Source organism: Allofournierella massiliensis, from assembly GCF_964241245.1.
GTDB lineage: Bacteria > Bacillota > Clostridia > Oscillospirales > Ruminococcaceae > Allofournierella > Allofournierella massiliensis.
Genome location: NZ_CAXSWZ010000009.1, coordinates 81,267 through 108,253 on the forward strand (window position 1 = coordinate 81,267; position 26,987 = coordinate 108,253).

Here is a 26,987-nt window from a genome sequence, read left to right on the forward strand (position 1 = left end):
ACCCTTTTATCAATCCATTCCAGAAAGGAATTTTTCACAATGAAGTTTAAAATGATCCACGAAAACTACAATGTCTTTGATCTGGACCGCTCCAAAGCCTTTTATGAGAAGGCTCTGGGCCTTGCGGAAGTGCGGCGCATCACCGCGCCGGACGGCTCCTTTATCATCGTGTATCTGGCCAACGAGGAAAGCGACTTCCAGCTGGAGCTGACCTGGATGCGTGACATGGACCGCCCCTACAACCTGGGCGACTGCGAGTTTCATCTGGCCTTCCAGGTGGAGGATTTTGACGCCGCTCACGCCCTGCATAAGGAGATGGGCTGCATCTGCTTTGAGAACGAAGCCATGGGCATCTACTTCATTCAGGACCCGGACGGCTACTGGCTGGAGATTGTGCCCGAAAAGAAGTAAGCGGAAAATCTGTTTTCAGGGCATAGAAAAGCGCCCGCGCAAGCTGCCGAACCGGCAGCCGCGCGGGCGCTCTTTGTTTGTATTTTGCTTTATTCCATAGTCCCGTCGATGCGGCGCATCATGCCCCGGTAGAAGGCCACCGCAGCCAGCGCGGCCAGCGTCTCCGCCACCGGGAAGGAGGCCCATACGCCGTTCAGCTCCCAGAAACGGGAAAGCACCAGTGCCAGCGGCGGAATGACCACCAGCTGCCGGATGAGCGACACCGCCAGCGACTGCATGCCCTTGCCCAGAGCCTCAAAGCAGCCGGCCAGCACGGTGCCGAAGGTGGACACCAGAAAGCCCAGGCTGGTGATGCGCAGCATGGGCACACCGATGGCCACCATGGCGCTGTTTGCATCGAAGAGGGCCATGATCTGCTCCGGCAGCAGCCAGGCGATCAGGGTGCCCAGCGCCATGATCACGGCGGTGAGGGTCAGGCTCCAGCGGATGGTGGAATGCATCCGCTGCTTCTGGCGCGCACCGTAGTTGTAGCTCACAATGGGGCGCATGCCCTGAATCAGGCCGTTGGCGGGCATGTACACAAAGGTTTGCAGCTTGAAATACAGGCCAAACACCGCCACCGCCAGCTCGTGCAGCTCCACCAGCAGGGCATTCAACACGCCCACCAGCAGGCTGGGCATGGCAGTCATCAGGCAGGAAGGAACGCCCACGCCATAAATCTTGCGGGCAATGTTCCAGTCCACCTTCATGTCCCTGCGGGTGATGTGCATACCGGTCTTTGCCCGGAAGAAGTAAATCATTGCCATGGTGCAGGCGGTCAGCTGACCGGCCACGGTGGCCACAGCCGCACCGGCCACGCCCATGCGGGGGGCACCCAGCAGGCCGAAGATCAGGATGGGGTCCAGCACGATGTTCACGATGGCGCCCACGCCCTGCAAAATCATGGGCACAAACATGTCACCCACCGACTGCAGCAGCTTTTCGATGTAAATATGGAACAGGCTGCCGAAGGCAAGGCAGATCACGATGCGGGTGTACACCAGGCTCATGCTCAGCACCTGCTCATCGGTGGTGAACAGCCGCAGGAAGGGCTCGCTGCCGAACAGGCCGATCAAAAGAAAAGCCAGCGCGTGAATGCCGGTGAACACCATGCCCATGGAGGCGGCCTTGTCCACACTGCGCTGATCGCCCTGGCCCAGGCTGCGCGCCACAAAGGCATTGGAGCCCACGCCGTAGCCCACGGCCACCGCCAGCACCAGATTCTGCAGCGGATAGGCCAGCGAAACGGCGGTGAGGGCGTCGCTGCTCAGGCGGGCCACAAAGATGCTGTCCACCACGTTATACAGCGACTGGATCAGCATGGACAAAATGGGCGGCAGCGACATGCTCACCAGCAGCGGCAGCACCGGCCGGCTGCCCATGGGATTCTGGTTGATTCGTTCGGTCATTCCGGTTCCTCCTTGGCACAAAAAACAGGGCTACAATCCCCTGTTTGTGAATCAGAAACAGGAAAATTTATAGCCCTGCGGTTTTTCGCATATTTAATTGCCGGTCAAAAATTCCCGGCGTTTCGGCGGGTATTATAATAGCACCCCGCCCGGCTGCTTGTCAAGAGGGAATTCCCGGAATTTTTCTCAGCGCAGCAGATGAATGTAGCCCAGCAGAGGAACCGGCTGCTCCTTGTCCTGCACGGCATAAACCAGACCCAGAATCCAGAGCACCAGCCCCAGCAGGCTTACCACATTTACCGCCAGCATTACGATCCAGCCCACCAGCGGAATCCAGCCCAGAACCCAGCTCACCACCGACGAAACCACCCGCAGCACCAGGAAAAACAGGTTCAGCACCAGCGCCTGATTCAGATGAAACCGGGAATTGTACCGGTCGCCCACAAAATAAGCCAGCAGCCAGCCCACCAGCGTGATGTATGCCACAATGTTCGTTGCTTTACGATCCATAAATCCACCTCCTACAATAAAGTTACGGTTCAAGGCGCGGCAGCCAGCCGCGTCTTTTTCCATCTCAAAGCCGAAGCTGTTAGAATGGGAGAGCAAATTGCCTGACATAGCTCACCTTGGGCCGACACGCCCGTAAATGAGTCCGTCAGCCGCCTCTCTCATTCGCAGCATTCGATTTGCGCAGGTTGTACCACCGATTTGCGGTGCGTTCGCGTCACCCAGGAGATTGAACAGGCGATGAGTAAACGGCGGAAAGCCATATCCAATCAGAAGGAGGAGCAAAATGAACGCAGTAGGGATCGACATTTCCAAAGGGAAAAGCACGGTGGCTGCCCTGCGGCCAATGGGTGAAGTGGCATTTCTGCCACAGGAATTTCTCCATACCGAAGTTGGTTTGGAGCAGATGGCTGGCGCCATCGTCGCATTGGGCGAAGATACCCGCGTCATCATGGAATCCACAGGCCGTTACCACGAACCGGTAGCGGCAGCACTACATGAGTACGGGATCTACGTCTGCGTCCTGAATCCGCTGCTCATCAAGCAGAGCGGCGGCGGCTCCATCCGCAAGGTCAAGACCGACAAGGCTGACGCTCTGAAGATTGCAAAGTATGGCCTTGACAACTGGGTGGATCTGCGGGAATATACTCCCATGGATACGATTAGACAACAACTGAAGCTGTGCAGCCGCCAATACAATCTCTACATGAAAACAGTGGTGTCGCTGCAAAACAATCTCATTTCGCTGACCGACAAGACCTTTCCCGGTGTAAACGAGCTTTTCTCCAGCCCAGAGCGTGCTGACGGCCACCAGAAATGGGTGGATTTTGTCATGACCTTCTGGCATTGCGATTGCATCTGCCGTGCCAGCGAAAAGGCGTTTACAGAACGTTACCAGAAGTGGTGCAAACGCAAGGGATACCATTTCAGTGCAGAGAAGGCGCTGGACATTTACGCCGGAAGCTGTGGCCATTTTACGACACTGCCGAAAAACGAGAACACAAAGCTGCTCATTGTCACGGCTGCTCAACAACTTCTGGCGGGAAAGACCACGCTGGCCACTCTGCGGGCGGAAATGACGCGGCTTGCATCCCAACTTCCAGAATACGAAACCGTGTGCGCCATGTACGGCGTTGGGAAAATAACTGCCGCGCAGCTTATGGCCGAAATTGGAGATGTGCGCCGTTTCCCGCGCCGCAGCTCCATCGTGGGCTTTGCAGGTGTTGATCCCGGCGTGGATGAATCCGGCAAGCACAGCGCAAAGAGCGTTCCCACCACAAAGCGAGGCTCACCACATTTGCGTAAAACACTCTACCAAATCATCTGCACATACCTGAAAAAGTCTCCAGCGGATGAGCCGGTGTACCAGTTCCTTGATAAGAAACGCGCAGAGGGCAAGCCCTACTTTGTCTACATGACTGCCGCTCAGAACAAGTTCCTGCGCATCTACTACGCCCGCGTGAAAGAATGCCTGGAGGCCTTTGATACAGAACCTGCTAAGCAATCGTAATCTTTAACAACCGAATTTCTTTCCGGCTGGCGAGATGCTTTCTCTCCGGTCTGGTTTGTTGTACCTTTTTTAGCCTCGCAAAATTTGCGGGACTTTTTTTATTTCATCTATTGACTTTTGTTGCAGGACTCATTTTGAAAATCGGCTTTTGCGCCGTTTCGACAAATTGTTCTTTCTGATTATACCAGCCCGAAGAACGCTTTGCAATGCCGGCGGCCGCACACCCCTGCCCTTTGCCGCATAGGATGGGCCAAAAAGTGAGGTGTTGCGGGATGAAAAAGCTTTCAAACCATGTGGATTTCTTTATGGGCGCACTGGGGCCAAAGGGCTTCCAGGGCTACTTCGACTGGCTTGATACCCGGGAACAGGTGCCGCTGTATCTGATCAAGGCAGGCCCCGGCTGCGGCAAAAGTACTCTGATGAATCGTCTGGCGCAGGCCAGCCCTCTGCCGGTGGAGCGGATTCACTGCTCCTCCGACCCGGACAGCCTGGACGGTGTGATCTTCTCTCAGCCCCGGGCAGCCATTATTGATGCCACCGCTCCCCATACCGTGGAGCCTGCCTACCCCGGCGCAGTGCAGAAGGTGGTGGATCTGCACCATGTGCTGGATAACGACTATCTGACCGCCCATCGGGGCGAGATCGTGGCTCTGTTCCGCCGGTGTTCCGCTTTGCAGGAGCAGGCAGGCCGATCCATCCGGGCGGCAGCTGCTCTTCTGGAGGACAGCCGCCGCATCACCGCGCCGCTGGTGAACGAGGAAAAGCTGCTGGGCTGGGCCCGCCGGCTGGGAGCCCGAAGACTGCCCCGCACCGATCACCCCGGCAGCGAGAGCATTCGCCTGCTGAGCGCGGTGACCCCCAAGGGCCGGATGGTCTTTTTGAACACGGTAAAAGCGCTGGCCGGCGAATTCATCGTGCTGCACGACGAGCAGGGCGCGGCGGCTCCGATGGCGCTGGCCCTGCTGCGGGAAATGGCGCTGGAACGGGGCTACTCCATCATCACCTGCCCCTGCCCGCTGCGGGAGGGCGTGATCGATCATCTGTTCATTCCCGAGCTGCGCCTTGCCTTTTTGACCGGCAATTCCTGGCACCCCATGAATCTGGACGGCCGGCAGAACGTGCACTGCACCCGTTTTCTGGAAAAGGGCGCACTGCGCGGCCAGCGGGCCCGGCTGCGGTTCGACCGGCGGGCAGCGGCCGAGCTGCTGGAGCTTGCCAGCGAGGCCCAGCGGCAGGCCAAGGCAAGCCACGATGAACTGGAAAGCTACTATCGCACGGCGGCGGATTTCTCCCAGCTGGACGAGATCGCCGCCCGGCTGACCGAGACCCTGTTTGCGTGACCGGACGCCCCTTTTGTGATACAATAGATGCAGTCTGTATCACGAGAGGGGCATTTTCATGGAACAGATCCATCTTTCGGTGCGGCAGCTGGTGGAGTTTCTTCTGCAGACCGGCAGCATCGACAGCCGCTTTTCCGGCTTTGACCGGGCGAACGAGGGCGCGCGCATCCACCGGCGGCTGCAAAAGCAGGCCGGGCCCGGCTACGAGGCCGAGGTCTACCTGAAGCAGGAATACACCGCAGCCGAGGTGGACTATCTGGTGGATGGCCGAGCGGACGGCATCTTCACCGATAAGGACGGCCTGACCGTGGTGGATGAAATCAAGACCGTGACCACCCCCAGCGACCAGATCCACGAGGACATGAACCCGGTACACTGGGCACAGGGGCAGGTTTACGCGGCCATTTATGCCCGGCAGCACGGGCTGGACGCCATTGCGGTACGGCTGACCTATTTCCAGGTAGACGACGAGGTGGTGGTGGATTTCCGCCGGGAATTCACTGCCCGTCAGCTGGAAGATTTTGTGCTGGATCTGCTGACCCGGTATGCCCCTTGGGCCAAGCGGGCCGCCGCCTGGCAGTTGACCCGGGGCGAAGCTTTGCGAGCGCTGCAATTCCCCTTTTCGGAATACCGGGCGGGCCAGTACACGCTGGCGGGCGCGGTGTATCGAACCCTGCGGGACAAGGGCCGCCTGCTCTGTCAGGCGCCCACCGGCATCGGCAAGACCATGAGCACCCTGTTCCCTGCCCTGAAAGCCATGGGCGAGGGCTGCGGTGAGCGGGTGTTTTATCTCACCGCCCGCACCACCACCCGGCAGGCAGCGGAGGATGCGCTGGCACTGCTGCGCAAAAACCAGCCCGGCCTTGCCCTGAAAAGCATTACCCTCACCGCCAAGGACACCATCTGCATGCTGGAACAGCGGGAATGCACCCCGGAGGCCTGCCCCTACGCCAACGGCTACTACGACCGCATCCGGGACGCCCTGTGGCAGGCACTGGACGAAAACGAGTTCACCCGCGCCGCACTGGAAGATCTGGCCCGGCGGTTCACGGTCTGCCCCTTTGAGCTGGGGCTGGATCTCTCGCTCTGGTGCGATGTGATCGTGGGAGATTACAACTATCTGTTCGATCCGGTGGTCAGCCTGAAACGCTTCTTCGAGAGTGGCGGCGATTACCTGTTTCTGGTGGACGAGGCCCACAATCTGCCGGACCGGGCCCGGGAGATGCACTCGGCCAGCCTGTTGAAAAGTCAGGTACTGGAAGCCCGCAAGGCGCTGGGCAAGGGCAAAAGCAAGCTGAAAACCGCTCTGGGCAAGCTGAATGACGAGTTTGTGGAGCTGCGCCGCCAGTGCGACGAAGCGGAAAACCGCACCTTCTTTGAAAAGGAGGCCCGCACCGGCCTGAACCGGGTGATCGGCCGGGTGACCGGCCCCATGGAGGAATGGCTCACCGAGCACCGGGAGGGCACGGCCCACGACCTGATCCTTGCCCTTTACTTCGAGCTGCGGGCCTATCTGCGGGTGGCCGAGCGGTACGACGACCACTATGTGACCCAGATGGCGGCTTTCGGCACCGACGTGCGCATCAGCCAGCTGTGTCTGGATCCCAGCGCCTTCCTGGATCAGAGCTTTTCCAGCGGCCGGGGCGCGGTGCTGTTCAGCGCCACCCTTTCCCCCATGGACTACTATCGGGACATTCTGGGCTGCGCCGAAGCCCGCTGCGCCGCTCTGCCCAGCCCCTTCCCCACCGAAAATCTTGGCCTCTTCTGCGCAGCGGACGTGAGCACCCGCTATAAAGACCGGCAGCAGAGCATCGAACCGGTGGCCCGATACCTCTATGAAATGTGCCGGGGCCGCACCGGCAACTATATGGCCTTTTTCCCCAGCTACAGCTATCTGACCCAGGTGCTGGAGCGGTTCGAGGAATTGTTTCCTGAGGTGCGTACGCTGGTGCAACAGCCCGGCATGGATGAGCAGGCCCGCAGAGAATTTCTGGATGCCTTCCAGCCGGATGCCGCCGAGACTCTTCTGGGCTTCAGCGTAATGGGCGGCGTATTTGGCGAAGGCGTGGATCTGGCGGGCGAGAGGCTGATCGGCACCGCCATCGTGGGGGTGGGCCTGCCCCAGGTGAATCCCCGGCAGGAGATCCTTCGGGATTATTTTGAGGCGAGCCGGGGCAGCGGCTTTGCCTACGCCTACCAATACCCGGGCTTCAACAAGGTGCTGCAGGCAGCAGGGCGGGTCATCCGTACCCCGGAGGACAAGGGCGTGGTGCTGCTGATCGACAGCCGCTTTGGCCGGGCGGAATACCGGCAGCTCTTCCCCAGCCACTGGTCCCACTGCCGCTGGCTTTACGGCCCGGCCCAGCTGGCAGACCAATTGAAGGGTTTCTGGGAGACGGTTTGATGAACCAACCTCCTCTTTTCGCGATTTCTGCGCGGTTTTGCCCCGCGGATCACGAAAAGAGGGGGCTTTTCTTTTTCCTACCATTATAGTATAATTATTTCATTCATCCCGGTACAGGAGCGGTGTATTCGCTTTCGACCGCGCCGGAAGGAAAGGAGATCCTGCCATGCACCGAAGGGTATTGGCAAGCCTGCTTGCCACAGCATTGCTGCTGAGCGGCTGCAGCCGTCCGGCGGAAGCCGCAGTGCAGCCCGCAAACAGTGAAAACGGCTCGCCGCAAAGCGAACCGGAACAGGAGGTTATGAAAATGGAATCCACCGAAAACGTGATTTATCTGGCCGGGGGCTGTTTCTGGGGCATCGAACAGCTGATGCAGTCCATCCCCGGCGTGATCGACGCCAAAAGCGGTTACGCCAACGGCTCCGGCGAGGCCGACGCCAACTACCCCACCGTATCCACCGGGAAAACCGGTTTCCGGGAAACGGTGCGGGTGGAATATGACCCGGAACAGGTGAGCCTGGACGCACTGCTGCTGGCCTACTTCTATGTGATCGACCCCACGGTGGAAAACCGGCAGGGCAACGATGTGGGCACCCAGTACCAGACCGGCGTTTACTACACAAACAACAGGGCAAAGGAGACGGTGGAGCGCATCGCGGAGATCGAGCGCAGCCGCAGCAGCCAGTTCAAGGTGGAGATCGGCCCGCTGGTGAACTTCTATCCCGCAGAGGAGTATCATCAGGATTATCTGGAAAAGAACTCCAACGGCTACTGCCACATTCCCCTTGCGGAAATGAGGCTGTTTTCCAGCCTGCGCATCGACCCGGGCGATTACCAGAAGCCCGCGGCGGAAGCCATTCGGGACAAGCTGACCAGCGAGCAGTACCGGGTCACCCAGCAAAATGGCACCGAGCGCCCCTTTGCCAACGAGTTCTGGAACCAGTTTGAAAAGGGCATTTATGTGGACGTGGTTACCGGCGAACCGCTGTTCTCCTCCACCGATAAATTCGAGAGCGGCTGCGGCTGGCCTGCCTTCTCCAGGCCCATCGAGGAGCCCGCCGTGGTGGAACTGCCGGACGACAGCCACGGTATGCATCGCACCGAAGTGCGCAGCCGCTCCGGAGATTCCCATCTGGGCCATGTATTCACCGGAGACCCGGAATCCCCCAACGGGGTACGCTACTGTATCAACAGCGCCTCGCTGCGCTTTATCCCATACGCCAAAATGGAAGCGGAAGGCTACGGCTATCTGCTGGATCTGTTTGAAGAATAAGCAGGTTTGCCTGCCCGCAAGAATGCCCCGGCTCTTTTTCAAGAGCCGGGGCATTCTTTTTACTTGATCGTTCAAACAGCCGAACAACCACCTGATTGCTATGAGCGATCCACTTCCACGCGAAACGTAGCCCCGCCGCCGGGGGTATCGCTCACACCCAGCTGCAGCCCGCAGCGCCCGGCCAGTTCCTGCGCCACCGAAAGGCCAAGCCCGAAATGTTCCCGGCTGGACCGGCTGGCATCGGCACGCCAGAATCGCCGGAACACCGCTTCCTTTGCCTGATCCGGAACCCCCGGCCCGTGATCGCACACCTCCCAGATCATTTTTCGGCCCTGTGCGGCACAGTACAGCTCAACGGCCTTGCCCTCCGGGGAATACCGCAGCGCATTGTCCAGAAATATCCCCAGAATCTGGCCGAGCTCCTCCCGGCAGACCTGAACCGGCGGCAGCGGCTGCGGAGGCAGAATCACCTGAAGCCTGCGTCCCCTGCTGTGCGCGGCGGGCTCCCATGCCTCTGCCAGCTCCAGCAGAAATGTATCCGGCTCCAGCCATTGGGGCTGACTGGCCTGTATCATTCCTCCACCGGACAAAATCAGCAGCTCGTCAATCAGGCGCCCCATGCGGGCGGTCTCTGCATCCAGCAGACTGATATGCCGCCGGGCCTCGCTTTCTTTTTCTCCCGGTAACACCGCCAACCCGGCCCGCAGCACGCTCAGCGGCGTACGCAGCTCATGGCCTGCCGCCCGCACGAACTCTCTCTGCTGCTCCATGGCCTGCCGCACCGGGCGAATGGCCCGCCCGGCCACGACCCAGCAAACCGCTGCCAGCACCCCGATGCCCGCCATCGCCACCAGCAAAAACGCCGCTGCAGCCCGCCAGAGAATTTGCCGCTCAGCGCGCAGCGGCTGCCAGACAATCAGCATCCGCCAGCCTTCGCCGGTGGTCTGTTTACAGGCGCTCAGACGCACCGGCTGGTTCGAAATCTTCACATGGGGCAGCTCTGCGGTTTCGGTTCGGGAAAAGAGCGGCGGCAGCTCCGGATCAAAGCCCGCCTGCCGGAGTGCCTGTCGGATCTGCTCCATACTGCCGTTTTCGGTCAGGCCGGAAATCACCAGCGGCTGACCGTTTTCTTCAAAATAAAGGTACAGTCCGTTTTGCTCCGCCGTGTTCTGCGTCTGGCTCAGATCCAGCGCATTCTCTGTCTCCCACTGGCTGCGCAAACCGGCAACGGCCGCTTCAAATGCGGCCTGCCGCTGGGAAGTGTACATCGATGCACACAACACAAAGGAAACCGCCGCCACCGCGAGCACCACACACCCGGTCAACGCCGCAGCCAACAGCGTCAGGCGGCGGCGCAGCCGTGCTAACATTCCCATACGCGGTAGCCAAGCCCGCGCACCGTCTGAATCTGCAGCCGGCTGCCCACCTGAAGCAGACGCCGCCGGGCAAAAAAGATATAATTATTCAAATTGCCTTCCTCCACCTCACTGTCCGCGCCCCAGACCCGATCCAGCAGCAGTTCCCGGGGCAACACCTGCCCCGCATTGCGGAACAGAAACGCCAGCAGTGCAGCCTCCCGGCCGGACACCTCACACCGCCCGCCGGGGCCGGTAAGCAGACGGGCCCCCGCATCCAGCGCAGCGTCACCGCAGCGCACCAGCACTCCGTATCCCCCGCTGCGGCTTCGGGCAAGCGCCCGCAACCGGGCCAGCAGCTCTGCCGCGTCAAAGGGTTTTGCCAGATAATCGTCCGCCCCCGCATCCAGACCTTCCACCTTGTCCGCCGGCGCACCCAGAGCGGTGAGCATCAGCACCGGCAGTGTGAATCCCTCGCGTCGGGCCTGCTGCAGCAGGTGCAATCCATCCAGTCCGGGCAGCATCCGGTCCAGAATCATCATGTCAAACGGCCCTGCGCGCAACGCTTCCAGCCCGGCAGGGCCGCTTGTGGAAACCGTCACACGATGGCCTTCCTGATGCAGCAGTTGTTCCAGAAATTCACACAGGATATGGTCATCTTCGACCAGCAGAATTTGCATGGCGGAGTCCTCCCTTTTCAGAATCATATATAATAGAATAAATCTGTTCGGTCTATTTTCTGTCTAAATGCTTTTTAGACGAAAATTAGACCTTCCCCCTGTATCCTGTGTACAGAAACCAAACAGGAGGCGAATGTATGAAACGTCGAATCCGAGCAGCGGCACTGGCTGCTGCCCTGACCCTGATATTCACCGGCTGCAGCGGCACCACCGTGAAGGAAGCCCCGGTCTCGGGCGGCTATACCGAACAACGCATCGATCTGGCCGACCCGGACTTCTACTGCACCGGTATCGTTCCCAACGGGGACGGCAGCGTCACCCTTTACGGCGCAGAGAATATGCAGGCGCTTTACCGGCAGGAAGGCTGGCAGGGCGGCGCAAAAAGTTACCTCGTCCAGCCGGACGGCACTGTTTCGGAACAGGAGCCCAGCTGGGATGCGGAGCTTGCCGCAGCCTGTGCCGACGGGGTATATGTGATCAGCATGGCCGCCAACGAACGCGGCGTTCTTTATGTGATGGCCGCAAGGCAATCGGCCCTGGGCGGGCAGGAGCCGTTCCGGCTCTGGCGGGTGGAGGACGGAGTTCTGACCGCGGTTCCGGTGGACTTCACCGGCTGTGAACTGGTTCCTTCGGATGCCGCCGAGCCGGGTGTACTCTGCACACTGGCCGGCGTCAGCGATGAATGGATCTATGTGGAGGCCAACATTGGCCGCTGGGCCATATTCGCGGCCGACGGCAGGCTGGTCAACCAATCGGACAATTCCCTGCAGGCCGGCCAGTCCCGGGTCAGCTTTCAGGCCGATGCTGTGCGAAGCGGCTATATCTGGTCGGGAACCGATGACTCCTCCCCGGCCCGAACCCTGCCGGATTTTGAAAAAGCCGGCAGTTTCTCCCTGCCCATGGGCCGCATCTTCCCGGACTGGCAGGGCGACGGCTTTTTCCATCTTTCCAACGAAAACGGCGAGGAACGGGTCATCTCCCATTATACCCTGTCCGGCAACACCCGGGAAATCCTGATGCACGGCGGCGACTATGCCTGGGGCCCCTCCTCCACCGATGTCTTTCTCGGTTGCGCCGCAGCGGACGGCTCGCTCTGGCTGGTGGTGCAGAGCAGCGGCCAGCAGACACTTTACCGGTATGTTTACGACCCCGACAGAACCGTGGAAAACACCCTTACCATCTTCTCTCTGGAAGAAAGCGCCCTGATCCGCCAGACCATTTCCGCCTGGAACGCCCTGCACCCGGAAATCCGGGTGGAATACACGGTGGGGATGACCAGTGCCGAGGGAACCTCGGCCACCCGGGAGGATGTGATCCGCCAGTTGAACACCCGGCTTCTGGCGGGCGAGGGGCCGGATCTGCTGATTCTGGACGGCCTTTCCGCAGACTCCATGATCCGGCAGGGACTGCTCACCGATCTGACCGATCTGGCAAACTGGAGCAATGTGCGGAGCAACGTGCTGGCCAGCTACACCCGGGAGGGTGGGCTGTATGCCATTCCTACCGGTATGCGGGCCTACATCACCGGCGGAAGGCCCGGCACGGTGGACGAGCGGCTGCAAACGCTGAACGGCATTGCTTCCGCCATGGAGGAAAACCGCGAGCAAACGCCCTGCATGGTATTTTCCCCTGCGCTGTATGAGCATCTGTTCGATCTGTTTTATCCGGCCAGCGCCGACGCCATCTGGAAGGATGGCAGCTTCCAGCCGGATGCCTTCATCGCCTTCACCGGCCAGCTGAACCGAATCGCCCGCGCCGCTGGTGTGCAGACCATACAAAGCTATCAGGCTGCTGCGCAGGATTCGCAGACTGCCGACGGCGAAGCACTTTACAGCAGCTTCGGCGGCGGTAACCTGAACAGCTTCTGGAACGGTGAGTGCCGCTGGTTTGCGGAAAGCTGGGAGAGCGCGGATCAGGCCATCGGCTTCGGCACACTGGAACGGGATGCGAACGGCCGCGCAACTTTTTCTTCAGGGGAAGTGACCCTTTTCCCCCTGCCGGGTGTGGACGGCAGCAGCGTTTTTGAACCGCTTTGCGCGGCCGCTCTGCCCGCCGCAGGCGACAATCAGGAGTTGGCCGTGGCATTCATTCAGCTGATGCTCCGTGACGAGATGCAAAGCGCGGCCGGGCTGGACGTACTCCCTGTGACACAGAGCGGTCTTTCCGCCGCACTGGCCCGGGTGAACAAAACCGACCCCTTTGCCATCGTCAACGACGAAAACGCCCTGCTGGACAGTCTGACCGTGGTTCTGCCCGACGAAGTGCTGCAGCAGGCCACCCGCGAGGCTGCGGCCCAGCTTTATGACGGCATCCTCACCGAGAGCGAAGCCTGCGACGCAGTAAAAGAAGCCTCCGCTCTGCGCCTGGCAGAGCAGTGAATCAACGCTGTATGGGCAGTTCCAGGCAGAATTCCGCGCCTTTGCCGGGCGCATCCTCCACCCAGAGCCTTCCTCCATGGAGAACGGCAATCTGATGGGCGATGGAAAGGCCCAGGCCGAAATGTTCCTTTCCTGTGCGGCTGCTCTCGCCCCGGGCGAAGCGGCGGAAGATGCGCTGCTTATCCGCATCCGGCACACCGGGCCCCTGATCCCGCACCGAAAACCGCACGGCACGCCCCTGCGCCCTTACTGCAAGCCGGATCTGCCCGCCCTCCGGCGTGTAATCCAGTGCATTGTGCAGCAGAATGCCGAACATCTGTTCCAGCCGCTGGGGGTCCGCCTGCACCGATGGCAGCGGCTCCTCCGGCAGATCTGCCACAAGCGTCCGGCCGCTCTCCCGCACCGGGGCCTGCCAGGCTTCCCACACCTCCAGCAGCAGAGTATCCGGCTCCATCGCCTGAAGCCGCAGGCGAAGAATCTGTGCATCCTGCCCGGCCAGAAACAGCAGCTCTTCGGTCAGCCTCTGCATCCGTGCAGTTTCTGCCCGGGCTATGGCCAGCAACCGGTTCCGGCGCTCCGGGTCATTTTCCGCCGCCTGCAGGCTGCTGCAGATTACCGTGAGCGGACTGCGCAGCTCGTGGCTTGCGGCGGCAACAAATTCATTCTGCTGGCGCAGCGCGGCTTCTGTGGGCTTCAGTGCAATGCGAGCCAGCAATGCTCCGGCAGCAGCGAGCGCAAGCGTGCCGCCCGCCCAGAGCGCTGCATATCTTGCCACCGTCCACCCGATCTGCCAGTGCAGCGTTCCCGCGCTGCGCAGCGCAAGCAGCAGATGGGGCGACTGACGCAGATTGGCACTCACCAGTGCCAACGCCGCGCAGCGATAGATCTTGCCCTCCGGCGTTTTGTAGCTGAACACACGGCTCTGGCCCGGCTGCAGCGCAGCGCACCGCTCCATCATCTGCTCTGTGAGCAGGTCGGCTGCGCCGGTTCGCTCCACATGTGCCAGAGGCACGCCGTTATCCTCCAGATAAAACAGGCAGCCGGCAGCCTGCTCCTGTTCGTCCAGCCAGCTGTCGGACAGGCTTCCTTTTCCCACCTGACCGGCCACCTCCTGGGCTGCGGCCAGCAGACTTTGCCCGTCGGTGCGTTGAAGCGTCCGGATTTCCAGAATAGCCCCGGCCCCCTGCGCCCCACACAGCATGAAACAGCACTTCCCGGCTCATCAGCTGACCGGGGCGGCGAAGCAGCGCTTCCAGCAGGGCATTCTCGTTTCTGGTCAGACGCACCATCCCCGCCGGGCCGGTCAGGGAAAGGGCCGCAGTATCCAGCGTCAGATCCCCGCAGCAGAGCCGGGTCTCCACAGTTTCCGCCGGGCGGCGGCAGAGTGCCCGCAGACGGGCGATCAGCTCCCGATTATCAAAGGGTTTGGCAAGATAGTCGTCCGCGCCTGCATCCAGGCCTTCCACCCGATCCTCCACACGGCCAAGCGCCGTGAGCATAAGCACCGGTACCGCACAGTGGGCGCGACGGGCCGCACGGACCAGTTCCACCCCGTCCATGCCGGGCAGCATCCGGTCCAGCACTGCGGCATCATAGGGATTGTGCATCAGCAGCTCCAGTCCCTCCGTTCCGCTGGCACTCACATCACAACCAAACCCGGCCTTTTCCAGAACCGGGCGCAACACTGTGCACAGGGCTTCATCGTCCTCAATCAGTAAAATTCGCATGGCTTACCCCTCCTGCTCTCTATTTTGTATTATACGCCCCCTTTCTTCAAGAAGTCTGGAAAAGCGGCTTGTCTTTTACAGGTTTTTTTCCAGTTTTACCCGGTATACTCAGAACCATACTCCCGTCCACCGGGTGAAAGGAAGGTCATAGCATGAACAGAAAAATATTTTTTCGGCGGATTGCCGCATGGGTCGCTGCGGCGGCGATGAGTGTATCGCTTGTCGGGTGCGCCTCAGGGGAAGGCCCCGTTCCCTCTGTTGCCGATTCCCCCGATTCCGGCAGTACCACTGCCGCTACCGGCAGCTGGCAGCAGCAGGATGTGACGCCCAGTGAAAATGCACGCAGCTTCCGCAGCATGGTAACACTGGAGGACGGCTCCATTCAAATGCTGGAAATACGCGACGACAGCTCCGCCGTTCTCTGGACCAGCAGCGATAGCGGTGTTACCTGGCAGCAAATTTCCACCGACTGGGCACAGCAGACAGGCGCGGATTCCTTCGGCGTTACCCGCCTTCTGCCCGGAGGCGGCTGCTTTGTCACCGCCGTGACCACCGGAGAAGGAGAACGTGCGTTCAGCTACTGGATTCAGGACGCGGGCAGCACTTCCCTGCGGCCCATAACTCTGCCCGACAGCTTTGTGGAGCTTTCCGATGCGCAGCCTGTGGACGAGGACACTCTGCTGCTGCTCGGCCTGACATTGGCCCCCGCCAGCGGCGACGTGCCGGACGTGCTGGTGGACGAAAACGGCATGATGCGCACCATCACGGTCTGGAAGATGGAGCTTCCCTCCGGGAGCTGTGAGGAATTGCCCGGCATGGCCAACGATTTCGGCGGCAGCACCATTTCCGGCATGGTGCCGGATCCCGGCGAACCCGATTCCTTTTACAGTCTGCGTTATCTGGAAAGCGGGGTTCAGCTGATGCACACTTCGCTGGACGGCAGCTCTTCGGTGGTGTTTGAAAACCTGCCGTCTCCCTCCGCCTTTGCTGCCTGTTCCGATCAGGATGGCAACTATTACTACGCTTCCCAGGAGGGCATTTACCGGGTGGCCAGAGGAGGAAGCCTGGCCGAGCTGATTGTGGATGGAGCTTCCACCGTACTTGCCAACACCAGCAATACCCCCTGGGGCATGCTCCGCTGCCCGGACGGCAGTTTTCTGGTGGTCGTTCTGGAAAACCAGCCTTCTGTGGACGGGCAGAACAGCGAATCGCAGCCCCGGGTGTATCGTTATTACTGGGATGCCGATGCTTCTGCAGCTCCTGCCGGCTCCTCCCTGACCGTGTGGAGTCTGGAAAACAACGACACCGTGCGCTCGGCAATCACCCTGTATGAGGCGGCACATCCCGGCTGCACCGTGAATTATGAAATCGCTTTGCAGGACAGTGCCGAGACCTGCGAGGATGCCATCTCCAGCCTGAATGCCGCGCTGCTGGCCGGTTCCGGGCCAGATGTGATCATTCTGGATGATCTGGACTGGGAAGCCTATGCGGAAAAGGGGCTTCTGGCCGATCTGACCGCCTATGTGGACACAGACGCCCTGCAGGCAAACCTGGCCGCCCCCTTTCTGAACGGGGACGGCAGTGCCTGCGTGCTGCCCGCCCGTTTCTCCATCCCGGTAATCTGTGGCTCTCCGGAGGATCTGGCCGCCGCCCAAACCCTGGATGACCTGGCACAGCTTTTGCTGAGCCTGCCTGCCCGCCCTGCCTGGGATGCCTCCGACTCCGGGTATTACCAGCCGTTGGACGAACCCTATGGCATGGGCTTTATGAGCGTGGAACAGCTGCTTGACTTTGCACTGGAAGCCAGCGCCCCGGCCCTTGTGGAAAGCGGCGTGAACAGCAGTGCGGTGGGGGACGTGCTGCGCTTTGTGCAGCAGGTGGGCAGCTACTACGGCATGGATCGTTATCAGGGCCTGATTTCCAACGGCGTGGTAAGCGGTTCTGATGCCAGCGAAAGCGTTGCTTACGGCGACGGCAGCTACGAATGCTTCTCCACCCGCAACGCCCGCATGGCCTGGGACGAGATGCTCTCTCCCGCTTATGTACAGGCAGTGCACACGGAAGAAGGTTCGTTTTCTGTTGCCTTGCGTCCCGGCCTGATCGAAGGCGCCTTCCTGCCCAGAACACTGGTGGGCATTTCCGTTTCCAGCACCCGGCCGGAGGAAGCCGGTGCGTTTGTGTCCATCCTGTTCGGCGATGAGGTGCAAAGCACCTGGCAGCAGGATGGCATGCCGGTTCAGGCGGCCTCTCTGCAAAACAGCATCCACCGGAACTGCACGGATGATTCCGCTCTCAGCAATGTGCAAGCGCTGATTGATGCACTGAAAACACCGGTGACCCGGATCGACAGTACCGTATACGACACCCTGCTGGAAAACGCAAATGCGCTGATTGCAGGCGGGACCACTTTGGAACAGGCTCAAACGGGGGTGGAGAATGCGCTGGCCTTGTATCTCGCGGAACAGAACTGACCGCCTTCAGGTGCGGGCAGCAGCCCTGCTGCTGGCTCCCAGTCTCACCGGTGTGGCTGTGTTTTATCTGATCCCCTTTGCCGAGGTGATCCGCCGCAGCTTCACCGACGCGCCCGGCCGCCGTTTTGTGGGGCTTGCCAATTACCAGTCGGTGCTGAGCAACAGCGCTTTTCGCACTGCCGCTTTCAATACCGCACGGTTCCTGTGCGTGTGTATTCCCGCACTGCTTATCCTCAGTCTCGGAATGGCTCTGCTGACCCGAGCGGCAGGACGGTACGGGCGCTTGTATCAGACCAGCTTTCTGCTTCCGCTTGCAATTCCGGTAGCCAGCATCGTTCTGCTGTGGAACGTGCTGTTTTCCCAGACCGGCCTTATCAACGCAATTCTGCAGGCACTGGGTGCCCAGCCCGTGGATTTCATGGGCACGGGTGCGGCCTTCTGGGTGCTTATCGCCACCTATCTCTGGAAAAACAGCGGCTATGACATGGTGCTCTGGGCGGCCGGGCTGGATCGCATTCCGACTGCCCAATACGAAGCCGCGGCAGTGGACGGCGCCAACGGCTGGCAAACCTTTCGCTGGATCACCTGGCCCGGTCTTGCCCCCACTCTGGGGCTCACCGCCCTGCTCAGCCTCATCAACAGCTTCAAGGTTTTCCGGGAGGCCTATCTTGTGGCCGGGCAGTACCCGCACGAAAGCATGTATCTGCTTCAGCACCTGTTCAACAACTGGTTTCTCAATCTGGAGCTGGGCCGCATCACTGCGGCAGCCGTGCTGATTGTGGGCGGGCTGCTCGCGCTTGCCGGCCTTTTTATGGCGGGAAAACACCTTTTTCAAAGGAAGCGAAAACAATGCTGAAACGAATGTTCTGTTTTGCCGCGCTCACCCTTCTGGCACTCTTCACCTGGTGGGTGCTGTGGTTTATGGCAATGGGAGCGCTTACGCCGGAGGATGAACTTCTGGCCACCCTTGGGCCGGCATTGGAATCCTCCGGCACCCAAAACACTGTATGGTGCGTTCTGCCCAGCTGGCCAACCCTGCAACCGCTGATTCAGCTGCTGCTGGATACACCGGTGTTTTTCTCCATGTTCTGGAACGGATGCAGGCTGGTCTTTCCCCAGGTTCTGGGGCAGATTCTGGTGGCTGCTCCGGCGGCCTGGGTATTCAGCAAGCTGCACTTTCCCGCAAGGCGGATCCTGTATGGCGCTTATCTGGTGCTGATGGTGCTGCCCTTTCAGATCACCATGGTGCCCAACTATCTGGTGCTGAGTCGGCTGCATTTAATGGACACCGCCTTTGCCGTGATTCTGCCGGGCATCTTCTCCACCTTTCCGGTGTTTATCATCAAAAAAGGGTTCGACGCTGTTCCGGATTTTCTTCTGGAAGCTGCCGCACTGGACGGTGCGGGGCCGCTGCGCTGCTTTGTTTCCATTGGTCTGCCCCTGGGGCTTCCCGCCATTCTGAGCGCGGCCACGCTGGGATTCATCGAGGCATGGAACGCCATTGAACAACCGATGCTGTTCCTGAAGGACAAAGCCAACTGGCCGCTGAGCCTTTACCTTTCCAACATTACCACAGAGGATCTGGGGCTTGCCATGGTGGCCAGCCTGATGATGCTGGCACCCCCGCTGCTGCTCTTTCTGGCCGATCAGAAATATCTGGAGCGGGGAATCAGCCTTTCCGGCTCTCTTAACGACGGGATGGGATAACATGAAACTGCTTGAACATATCACAGCCGTGCCTGCACTGCACCGCCAGACACAGGAAACCGGATCCACACAGGGTGCATCCGGCACCGCATTTCACCCCGGCCGGTACGCACTGCGTTTTTTCGCCGCCATGCTGGTGCTCACGCTGGTATCCCGGGGAATTTCCGGTGCTGCCATGCCGCAGGTAAACCTGACCTTGCCTTCTCAGGGCACCATTGTGCAGCAGGCCTCCGCCTCCGCTACCGTCACCGCCGGCGAAGGCGAAGCCCTTGCGCTTCCTGCAGGGGTTACCGTAGATGTGCTGTATGCCTCTGCCGGCCAGTCATTGAAGGCCGGCGACGCCATTGTGCAGCTGAATCAGGAGCAGTTGCAGAAAGCCCTGGATGAGTCCAACGCCACCCTTGCCCGGCAGAAGGCTCAACTGGCGCAGTTGAATGTCTCCTCTGCACCGGACACAAGCGCTGCTGATTCCGCCCGGCAAACCCTGACCCGCGCCCAGGAGGACTGTTCCATCGCTGAAAGCCGTACTCAGGCCGCAGTGGATCAGGCGGATGCCGCACTCACACAGGCACAGCAAGCCCGGGAGCAGGCGGCTCGCAGGCTGGAAGAGATGCAGCAGCAGGCCGATCCGGCTCCCTCGGAGGAAGAGCTCAACACCGCCCGGCAGATGCTGGAGGAAGCCACACAGCAAGAGGATTCCGCCCGGCAGACACTGGAGCAGGCGCAGAACGCCCGGGAGGATTCGCTGCTTTCCGCTCAGCGGAATCTGGAGGATGCGCAAACCGCACTGACACAGGCTGAATCCGACTATACGCAGGCGCAAAGCTCCGCCGCACTGACTGCGCAGAGCAATGCGGCGCAGGAACAGCAGCTGCAGCTGGAAATTGCTTCCACAGAGGAGTGTATCGCACTGCTCACTGCCTGCATGGAAACCGATGGTCTCATCTGTGCCGAACGGGACACACAGCTGCTGACCTGTGATCTGAAGGAAGGGCAGCCCTGCCCGGAATCCGGCGGACTGCGGATTGCCCGCGAGGACAGCGAGCTGGTTGCAGCCTTTTCTCTGCCTGCCGCGCAGGCGGAAAATCTTGCTGCCGGGCAATCGGTAACCATTGTACAGGGATCCTCACTCACCGAAGCGACTGTGCGCACAGCTGTTGAGGATACCGAAAGCGGAGCGTTTCAGGTCACTGCAGTACTTCCGGAAGATGCCGCCGGATTCCGGGCCGGCACAGCACAGGCCGAACTGATTTTTTCCCGCACCTCCTATGGCACCTGCCTGCCCGTATCTGCCATCCGGCAGGATACACAGGGCAGCTTCGTTCTCACCGTGGAAGAAAACCGGAGTACCTTCGGAATCAGCTACACGGCCCAGCGGGTTCCCGTTACCGTACTGGAGGTGGGCAGCGACGGACAGTACGCCGCCGTGGAGGGCACCATCGGCGGCAGCGTGATCGCTTCTTCTGACCGGGCTGTCAGCCCCGGCTCCTCCGTGAGGATTGCGCAATGAGGCGGGTGATCATCGGGCTGCTGATGCTGGCTCTTCTGGTTGCGTCCACCATCAGCATGAACCACGCTGACGCACTTGCTCAAAACTGCCAAAGCGTCAGCCTGCGCTATCGCCAGGCCCTCACCGCCGAAACGGTTCGCACCGCCCGGGACAAGCAGCCCGGCCTTACCTTCTGGGCAGAAAGCAATTGCCTGCTTTGCACCAGCCTGCATCAGACGCAGTGCACGGCGCTGTACTATCAGGGCGATGCGCTTCTGGTTATGGGGGCAGAATATTGTGCAGGCGAGCCACCCGCTCCGCTGGATTTTTCCGGCTGTGCAATTTCCACCACCCTTGCGGATGATCTCTTCGGCAGTGAGGATGTGCTGGGGCTCAGCGTTACGCTGGAAACCGGAGAATACACCGTGCGCGGCATTTTTTCAAGCAACCGGTCACTGGCTCTGATCCCTTGCGAGGATGCCGGGTTCACGGCGGTGGAGCTGCCTTTTACGGAGGATTTTCGCCAGTCTCCCGCCACCTGGGTCAATACACAGCTGACAGAAAGCGGCCTGCCGGAGCCGGACTGGCAGCTTTTCACCGGGCTATGCGCCGCCCTTGGCCGCGGGCTGGCCTGGCTTCCGCTGGCATTTGCCGCTCTGGTTCTGATTCTGCACGGAGCGAAAGCCGTCGTCCACTGGCCCTTTCCTGCCCGGGACATTGCGCTGTTCTCGGTTCTTCTGACCACCGCATCGGCATTGCCTTTGCTTCTGTCCGTCTGGCCCTCCTGGCTTACCCCTTCCCGCTGGAGCGATTTTTCCTGGTGGACGCAAACGGCGCAGACGCTCTCTTTGCAGCTGGAAGCATTCCTTCTGGCGCCCGGTATGGGGCGGGATCTGGCAATCAAGTCCAGGCTGATCGCTCAGGTTGGAATCGCACTGCTGCAATGTGTTTTATGTGAGGCACTTCGCTGCATGCTCCGGCAATGCGACAGACCCGCTGCCACCGAGACTTGATGTGCTCTGTTTTTCTCTGGCGATTTCTTTTCCGTTAAAAAGGGAGACCCTGTTTGCAAGGGTCTCCCTTTTTGTCAGTCTGTTGTTTTCTTCGGGCACGTCGGGGCATGATAGCGCCAGCGAGCCGATGCCTGCTCTTTTTCCGGAAAAGCAGATTGTTTCCTGTTTCGGTCAGGCCGCTTTATGTGGCCTGCCAGCTGCCAGAGGATCACCGCACCGACAAACAGCAGCACCGCTGCAAGGCCCAGCACTGCCAGTTCCTTTGCCGACCGCGCCGCCTGTGCCAGATAATCGCTCTGCCCTGCCAGTGCAGAAAATGTTTGCATAGGATTTGTTTCGGCCGGGCCGGCCAGCAGCTCGGCGGGAAGATTCACCCCGCAGATGGCCAGATTCAGCGCCGCCACTGCCAGAATGATCTGTGTCAGATGCAGCGCAAGCGCCCTCTTGCGGCCGTACAGCATATCGTTCCACCGGCCATACAGCCGCACGAGGCCCACATATCCCCGCAGCAGCACACAGGCACAGAGCAGCACCGTGCAGCAGAAAATCACCCCATATACCTCCTGACGCAGCAGCTGCCGCCAGACGCCCAGATCCACCCCTGCCGTTTTGGGGGTATCGTTTGCCTTTGTCTGCAAATCGTACAATACCGACAGGCGAAGGCGATCATTCTGGGCCAGCAGCATCCGGGTGGGGGTAAGGCTGCTATTCGGCTGTTCGGGATGGGTACTCAGATAAACCGGTGCAGATTCCCCTTCCGGTCGGTACACCCCGCATACCGTATACTCCACATTTTCCACGGCGAACGTATCGCCTGCTGCGGCCAGCCCCTCCGGCACCACCGCCTGATACTGCCGCAGCAATACCGCCTGCGCCGGATAAAACTCACCACTCACAAAATCAAGACCTGCCACCTGCCCCCAGTTGGACAGGGCCACCCGGGCAATAAGCTGCTGTGACCCGCCGGGAAGATCGGCTTCCAGCATTCCCTGCCAGGCGGCACTGTTTTCCGCCTTGTCTCCCACCCGGCGCTGGAGCACCTCCAGCGTGAGAGGTGAGCTTTCGCCCAGCTCCGGGTATTCCAGCAGCATGGGAACGGAATCCAGCGCACTGTGGCACAGCAGAACCTGCCTTGCAAACACTGCCGCAAAAGCCGCCAGCAGCAGCACGGCCAGCACCCGCAGGATGAGCGCCCCTTTACTTTTCCGCCTGCCCGTTTTCATCCGATTCACCCGGCAGCACCACCTTTACCAAATCCCCATCCTGAATGGGCGCGGCCGCAAAAGCCGCAATCCGGAACTCTCCGGTTTCGCCAAGCTGCACCAACGCACTCTGCGCGTCGGTGGCGGTCACCATTACTGCCACTGCCGACGCATAACTCTGCTTCCCCCAGGGGGTCCATCGCTCCTCCAGCTTCATCACCATGGTGGAGCCATCCTCCCCCGTCTGGATGGCGGACAGGGGAATTTTACACCAGCCATCGGTAAGAATTCTCGCCTGGATGGTCACCGGCCCCTCCGGCAGTTCCGGCAGCGGATTTTTCTGTTTCAGAACCACCCCGTCGCCGGTCTGCTCTTCCTCGCCGGCCAGCTCCAGACCCACCAGATTCATCTCGCTTTCCGGCGGGAAGGCCAGCAGAGAGGCTGTTTGCAGTATCTGCGCATCCTCGCCCTGTGCCTGCACACGAATCCGCAGTGCCGGGCGCTCGCCCTCGGTGCGGTAGACCGTTCCGGTGAAGAATTTTTCCTCATTCACACTGCCCCGCGTGGGAAATACCGCCTCCACCTGCGGCGCAAGCGTCCACTCCACCAGCCAAGCGACCGAGGTGCACAGCACCGCCGCCAGCACCACCGCCAGAAAAACGGCAAAACGCCGCCTGTTGTTCTTTGTTCGTTTCATGCTGTTTTCCTCCCGGGCGACACCTATTTGATGCCGGTGAACTCGATGCCCTCCACCAGCTCCTCATTGAAGAACCAGAACAGCAGCAGCACCGGCAGCATGGCCAGCACGCCGCAGGGAAAGACCACGGCCAGCGCATCTCTGCTGGTACTGGCGAGGAACACCGAAAAGGGATACATCTCACTGTCCCGCAAAAAGGCCAGCGGCTGCTCCACCATATTCCATGCGTCGATGAAGGTGAGCAGACACAGGCTCACCGCACCCGCCCGGCCCGCAGGCAGCAGCACCCGGAACAGCAGTGTCAGGGTTCCGGCTCCGTCGATCTGGCCGGCCTGCAGCACTTCATCCGGCACAGACTTGAAGATCTGAGTCATCAGGAATGTGCCGAAGGGCAGGAACATTGCCGGAAGGATCAGCGCGCCGTAGCTGTCCAGCAGATTCAGCCGTTCCAGCACAATGTAGTTGGGCACCAGCGTCACCTGCACCGGCATGAGCATGAGCACCACCAACAGGTAAAACAGCCACCGCCGACCCGGGAAGGAGTATTTTGCAAAAGCAAAGCCGCCCAGAATGCTCACCAGCAGCTGCCCGGCCACGATTGCTCCGCACATGGCCAGCGTGCGCCAGAAGCGCAGCCAGTACGCGGTGCGGCGCAAAAACACCTGCACATACCCCTGTACGGAAAAGGTTCCGGGCAGAAGGCTCAGATCCAGCGTACCCGAACCGGAGGCCAGTGCACCGTATCGCTGCACCGCTTCCTGTGGGGACATGAAGCTGTTACACAGCACATAAACCGCCGGGAACAGCACAATTACCGACAGCACCGCAAAAAGCACCGCCAGCAGCCGATCCCGCTTTTTTCGCTTTCGCTTCACAAAACCGCCTCCCCGTCCTCGGACTGCATCCGGTACAGCACGGCCACCAGAACCATCATGCCGGCAAACAGCAGAATCGCCGCCACCGACAACCGGGAATAGGTCATGTTATTGAAATTGTTGTTCAGGTAATGCTGCAGAAAATACACGCTGGTGTGGGGATGCTCCCCGCCCAGCAGAAAGGCTTCCCGGTAGGATTTGAAGGCGTTGATCACGCTGATCACCACCACAAAGAATACGGTGGGCCGCATCAGGGGCGCGGTGATGTATCGGAACACCTGCCGCTCGTTTGCCCCCTCCAGCCGGGCACACTGATACAGCTCCTCCGGGATCATGTTCAACCCTGCCAGCAGCAAAATCACATTGTAGCCGCAGTTCTTCCACACATAAAGAGCCATCAGCACCCAGAAGGCTGCCGAGCTTTCCATCCAGCGCACCGGGGAAAGGCCCAGGGCCTGCAGCAGCGCGTTCAACGCCCCCTGCTCGGCCAGGAACACATCCACCACCATCACGATGCCTGCCACCGGCACCACCATGGGAAACAGCAGCACATTGCGGAACAGCTTTGTGCCCGCGAACTTCTTCTGCAATGCCAGCGCCAGCAGCATGCTTATCACCAGAATCAACGGCACACCCAGGCCCAGAAAGCGCAGGGTGTTGCCTGCTGCCAGACGGAAGCTGTGTGTGCTCAGCACATAGGCATAATTATCCAGCCCCACAAAGGTCTGCCCGCCGGGGCCAAAAGTGAGGGAATACCAGAACGTAAGCCCAAACGGCAGAGCAAAAAACACCAGCGTGCCCAGCAGAACCGGGGCGGCCAGCGCATAGCCGGTCAGCGCCCGGCGCCGTTTCCATCGGCTGTACCCTTTCATCCCGTTTTCCCTCCTTTGCGGGTTTCTTTTGACAAAACCGCTTTGAGTGTTTATCATAGTAGTGTACTATACATTTCAGCATAGCACACCACCCAGATTTTGTAAAGGCTGGGCATGTGCCGGGAGGGATTCGATTTATGCTACGAACCCGCATCGTAAGCTGCCTGTTGGCGGCAGGGCTGCTTTTGGGCCTTGGCTGTGGCTGCACGGCCCAGCCCGCAGAAGAAACGACGCAGGAGGATGTGATGGTCATCTGCGCCGAGCTGCGGGACTACCGCAATGTGATGAAGGGCGTGAACTATTACGCGGTGCGCTACTACCCCAACGCCCAGTTTGAAATGCTCTGGCTGCCCGACCCGCAGGTGGATCCGGAAGGCCGCGAACAGCTGATCCGTCAACTGCGCACCCAGATCATGGCCGGCAAGGGGCCGGATGTGTTTCTGCTGCGCGGCACCGACAGTCTGCTGAATCCCTCGGATTCCAGTGAATATCTGTTTGAGGATCTGCACAAGGCCCAGACCGCCGGGCTGTTCTGCAATCTGACCGAGCTGTTGAGTGAAGCAGATTTTGCAGCCCTGATCCCGGCGCTGGAGCAGTATAAAACAAACAATGAGCCGCTGTACCTGCTGCCTCTGGGCTACCTGCCCCTCACCGTGAGCTACACCGATCAGACTGCGGACAACTTTGCCCGGGTGGCTCAGAGCACTTCTCCCCTGCTGGACTATCTGCCGGAGCTTATCAATGCCGCCGGGCAGGCCAACGAGGATGCGCTTTCCGGTCTGGCCCGGGCCCTGCCTCTGGCAGGCGGAACCGGCGATCTGAGCGAAACCATTGACCGGACGGATTTTGTTGAGCTGCTCCGGCTGCAAAAGCAGCTGATGCAGTCCGGCACGGCCAGCCAGCCGATGATTTCGTCGCTGAAAGAAGGGCTCACCGGCGGAGAGTTTCTTTGCTGGACCGGCATGCCTTTGTATGACCCGTTTCTGGAGCAGGCCAGCCTGCTGGCCGCACAAAACAGCCAACCGTATTTTGCGGCGGTTCCCAATCTGGAGGGCGGCGTCACTGGCATGGCCACCAGCTATGTGGGAGTTCGGGCCAACTCCACCCATCTGGATCAGGCCCGGGAGCTGATCCAGACCCTGCTCAGCGAGCACGTCCAGACCTGGGAAACAAACTTTCCCAACCCCGGTTACCGGGAGCTGAGCAGTGCCGATCAGGGCCTGCCGGTGTGCAAAACCGCCCTTGCCGCCATGCTCGGGGATCGCAACCGTTACGGCCCTTCCGGCGGCTTTGTGTGGGGAGAAATCAGCGATTCCACCATTGCCCGCTATGAGGAGTTTCAGAACAGCGTGACCGATATCACTCTGGTGGATCGGCGGTTCGAGCGGTATCTCACGATTTGTGCCCCCTATTTTGCGGGCACCCAGAGCGAAGAACTCACACTGGAAGCATTGCAGCAGGAATTCGTGATCTACGCGGACGAATGACCTATTCACAGGCATCAGATAAGCCCATAGAAAAAGGCCCCCGCGGGAAATATCCCGCGAGGGCCTCAGCCTGTAGAAAAACCTGCTTTGGCAATCAGGCCAGAGCAGGTTTTCTGTTTGAAAACAAGAAGACAGGTGGAA

General features: G+C 60.3%; 22 protein-coding genes. 12 read left to right on the forward strand and 10 right to left on the reverse strand.

What is annotated here, in order from left to right; translation table 11 throughout:
• The first annotated feature begins 39 nt into the window (after positions 1–39).
• Positions 40–411, forward strand: coding sequence for a VOC family protein (locus tag ACESYO_RS06740; protein WP_283128293.1), 372 nt, complete (start codon positions 40–42; stop codon positions 409–411).
• Positions 412–500: 89 nt separating this feature from the next.
• Here the strand turns inward: ACESYO_RS06740 and ACESYO_RS06745 are convergent, their stop codons facing one another.
• Positions 501–1,859, reverse strand: coding sequence for an MATE family efflux transporter (locus tag ACESYO_RS06745; protein WP_283128294.1), 1,359 nt, complete (start codon positions 1,857–1,859; stop codon positions 501–503).
• A gap of 186 nt (positions 1,860–2,045) precedes the next feature.
• Entirely contained in the window at positions 2,046–2,369 is a 324-nt protein-coding gene (locus tag ACESYO_RS06750) for a hypothetical protein (protein WP_058965159.1), read from the reverse strand.
• Positions 2,370–2,652: 283 nt separating this feature from the next.
• On the opposite strand from ACESYO_RS06750, the gene ACESYO_RS06755 reads away from it, so the two are divergent.
• The 4 genes from ACESYO_RS06755 (at position 2,653) to msrB (ending at position 8,893) form a co-directional block, all read left to right on the forward strand.
• Positions 2,653–3,876: an IS110 family RNA-guided transposase gene (locus tag ACESYO_RS06755; protein WP_087185407.1), complete on the forward strand. Its 1,224-nt coding sequence runs from the start codon at positions 2,653–2,655 to the stop codon at positions 3,874–3,876.
• A 272-nt stretch (positions 3,877–4,148) separates the two neighbouring features.
• A complete protein-coding gene (locus ACESYO_RS06760) occupies positions 4,149–5,216 on the forward strand; it encodes a hypothetical protein (protein WP_283128435.1) in 1,068 nt (355 codons plus the stop codon).
• Positions 5,217–5,274: 58 nt separating this feature from the next.
• Complete coding sequence (locus tag ACESYO_RS06765) at positions 5,275–7,620, forward strand: ATP-dependent DNA helicase (protein ID WP_373209630.1); 2,346 nt, start codon at positions 5,275–5,277, stop codon at positions 7,618–7,620.
• A 301-nt stretch (positions 7,621–7,921) separates the two neighbouring features.
• Positions 7,922–8,893 carry a peptide-methionine (R)-S-oxide reductase MsrB gene (gene msrB, locus ACESYO_RS06770; RefSeq protein WP_373209643.1) on the forward strand — a complete coding sequence of 324 codons (972 nt, stop codon included), beginning with the start codon at positions 7,922–7,924 and terminating at the stop codon, positions 8,891–8,893.
• A gap of 98 nt (positions 8,894–8,991) precedes the next feature.
• Here msrB and ACESYO_RS06775 read toward each other — a convergent pair whose 3' ends face one another.
• The gene (locus ACESYO_RS06775) at positions 8,992–10,269 is read right to left on the reverse strand and encodes a sensor histidine kinase (protein ID WP_373209631.1); all 1,278 of its coding nucleotides are present in this window, start codon (positions 10,267–10,269) and stop codon (positions 8,992–8,994) included.
• The gene (locus ACESYO_RS06780; protein ID WP_373209632.1) at positions 10,257–10,955 is read right to left on the reverse strand and encodes a response regulator transcription factor; all 699 of its coding nucleotides are present in this window, start codon (positions 10,953–10,955) and stop codon (positions 10,257–10,259) included. The genes ACESYO_RS06775 and ACESYO_RS06780 overlap by 13 nt, the downstream gene beginning before the upstream one ends.
• A 110-nt stretch (positions 10,956–11,065) precedes the next feature.
• On the opposite strand from ACESYO_RS06780, the gene ACESYO_RS06785 reads away from it, so the two are divergent.
• Positions 11,066–13,306 carry an ABC transporter substrate-binding protein gene (locus tag ACESYO_RS06785; RefSeq protein ID WP_373209633.1) on the forward strand — a complete coding sequence of 747 codons (2,241 nt, stop codon included), beginning with the start codon at positions 11,066–11,068 and terminating at the stop codon, positions 13,304–13,306.
• A 1-nt stretch (position 13,307) separates the two neighbouring features.
• Here ACESYO_RS06785 and ACESYO_RS06790 read toward each other — a convergent pair whose 3' ends face one another.
• Entirely contained in the window at positions 13,308–14,402 is a 1,095-nt protein-coding gene (locus ACESYO_RS06790) for a sensor histidine kinase (protein WP_283128441.1), read from the reverse strand.
• Positions 14,323–15,033, reverse strand: a complete 711-nt coding sequence (locus ACESYO_RS06795) for a response regulator transcription factor (RefSeq protein WP_373209634.1) — start codon at positions 15,031–15,033, stop codon at positions 14,323–14,325. The genes ACESYO_RS06790 and ACESYO_RS06795 overlap by 80 nt, the downstream gene beginning before the upstream one ends.
• A 152-nt stretch (positions 15,034–15,185) precedes the next feature.
• Between ACESYO_RS06795 and ACESYO_RS06800 the strand changes: the two genes are divergently transcribed.
• Genes ACESYO_RS06800 through ACESYO_RS06820 form a run of 5 tightly spaced genes read left to right on the forward strand, consistent with a single transcriptional unit; the run spans position 15,186 to position 21,713 of the window.
• Entirely contained in the window at positions 15,186–17,504 is a 2,319-nt protein-coding gene (locus ACESYO_RS06800; protein ID WP_373209635.1) for an ABC transporter substrate-binding protein, read from the forward strand.
• A 10-nt stretch (positions 17,505–17,514) separates the two neighbouring features.
• A complete protein-coding gene (locus tag ACESYO_RS06805) occupies positions 17,515–18,360 on the forward strand; it encodes a carbohydrate ABC transporter permease (protein ID WP_373209636.1) in 846 nt (281 codons plus the stop codon).
• On the forward strand, positions 18,354–19,211 hold the full coding sequence (locus tag ACESYO_RS06810) for a carbohydrate ABC transporter permease (RefSeq protein WP_373209637.1): 858 nt from the start codon (positions 18,354–18,356) through the stop codon (positions 19,209–19,211). The genes ACESYO_RS06805 and ACESYO_RS06810 overlap by 7 nt, the downstream gene beginning before the upstream one ends.
• Position 19,212: 1 nt before the next feature.
• On the forward strand, positions 19,213–20,721 hold the full coding sequence (locus tag ACESYO_RS06815; RefSeq protein WP_373209638.1) for a hypothetical protein: 1,509 nt from the start codon (positions 19,213–19,215) through the stop codon (positions 20,719–20,721).
• Positions 20,718–21,713 carry an ABC transporter permease gene (locus tag ACESYO_RS06820; protein WP_373209639.1) on the forward strand — a complete coding sequence of 332 codons (996 nt, stop codon included), beginning with the start codon at positions 20,718–20,720 and terminating at the stop codon, positions 21,711–21,713. Before ACESYO_RS06815 ends, ACESYO_RS06820 begins: the two co-directional genes overlap by 4 nt.
• A gap of 74 nt (positions 21,714–21,787) precedes the next feature.
• On the opposite strand, the gene ACESYO_RS06825 is transcribed toward ACESYO_RS06820, so the two are convergent.
• Genes ACESYO_RS06825 through ACESYO_RS06840 form a run of 4 tightly spaced genes read right to left on the reverse strand, consistent with a single transcriptional unit; the run spans position 21,788 to position 25,359 of the window.
• Positions 21,788–22,945, reverse strand: a complete 1,158-nt coding sequence (locus ACESYO_RS06825; protein ID WP_373209640.1) for an ABC transporter permease — start codon at positions 22,943–22,945, stop codon at positions 21,788–21,790.
• Positions 22,911–23,612, reverse strand: coding sequence for a hypothetical protein (locus ACESYO_RS06830; protein ID WP_058965167.1), 702 nt, complete (start codon positions 23,610–23,612; stop codon positions 22,911–22,913). Before ACESYO_RS06830 ends, ACESYO_RS06825 begins: the two co-directional genes overlap by 35 nt.
• A 23-nt stretch (positions 23,613–23,635) precedes the next feature.
• The gene (locus ACESYO_RS06835; protein WP_346672681.1) at positions 23,636–24,487 is read right to left on the reverse strand and encodes a carbohydrate ABC transporter permease; all 852 of its coding nucleotides are present in this window, start codon (positions 24,485–24,487) and stop codon (positions 23,636–23,638) included.
• The gene (locus ACESYO_RS06840; protein ID WP_373209641.1) at positions 24,484–25,359 is read right to left on the reverse strand and encodes a carbohydrate ABC transporter permease; all 876 of its coding nucleotides are present in this window, start codon (positions 25,357–25,359) and stop codon (positions 24,484–24,486) included. The genes ACESYO_RS06835 and ACESYO_RS06840 overlap by 4 nt, the downstream gene beginning before the upstream one ends.
• A 137-nt stretch (positions 25,360–25,496) precedes the next feature.
• On the opposite strand from ACESYO_RS06840, the gene ACESYO_RS06845 reads away from it, so the two are divergent.
• Positions 25,497–26,846 carry a hypothetical protein gene (locus ACESYO_RS06845; protein WP_373209642.1) on the forward strand — a complete coding sequence of 450 codons (1,350 nt, stop codon included), beginning with the start codon at positions 25,497–25,499 and terminating at the stop codon, positions 26,844–26,846.
• Positions 26,847–26,987: the final 141 nt, after the last annotated feature.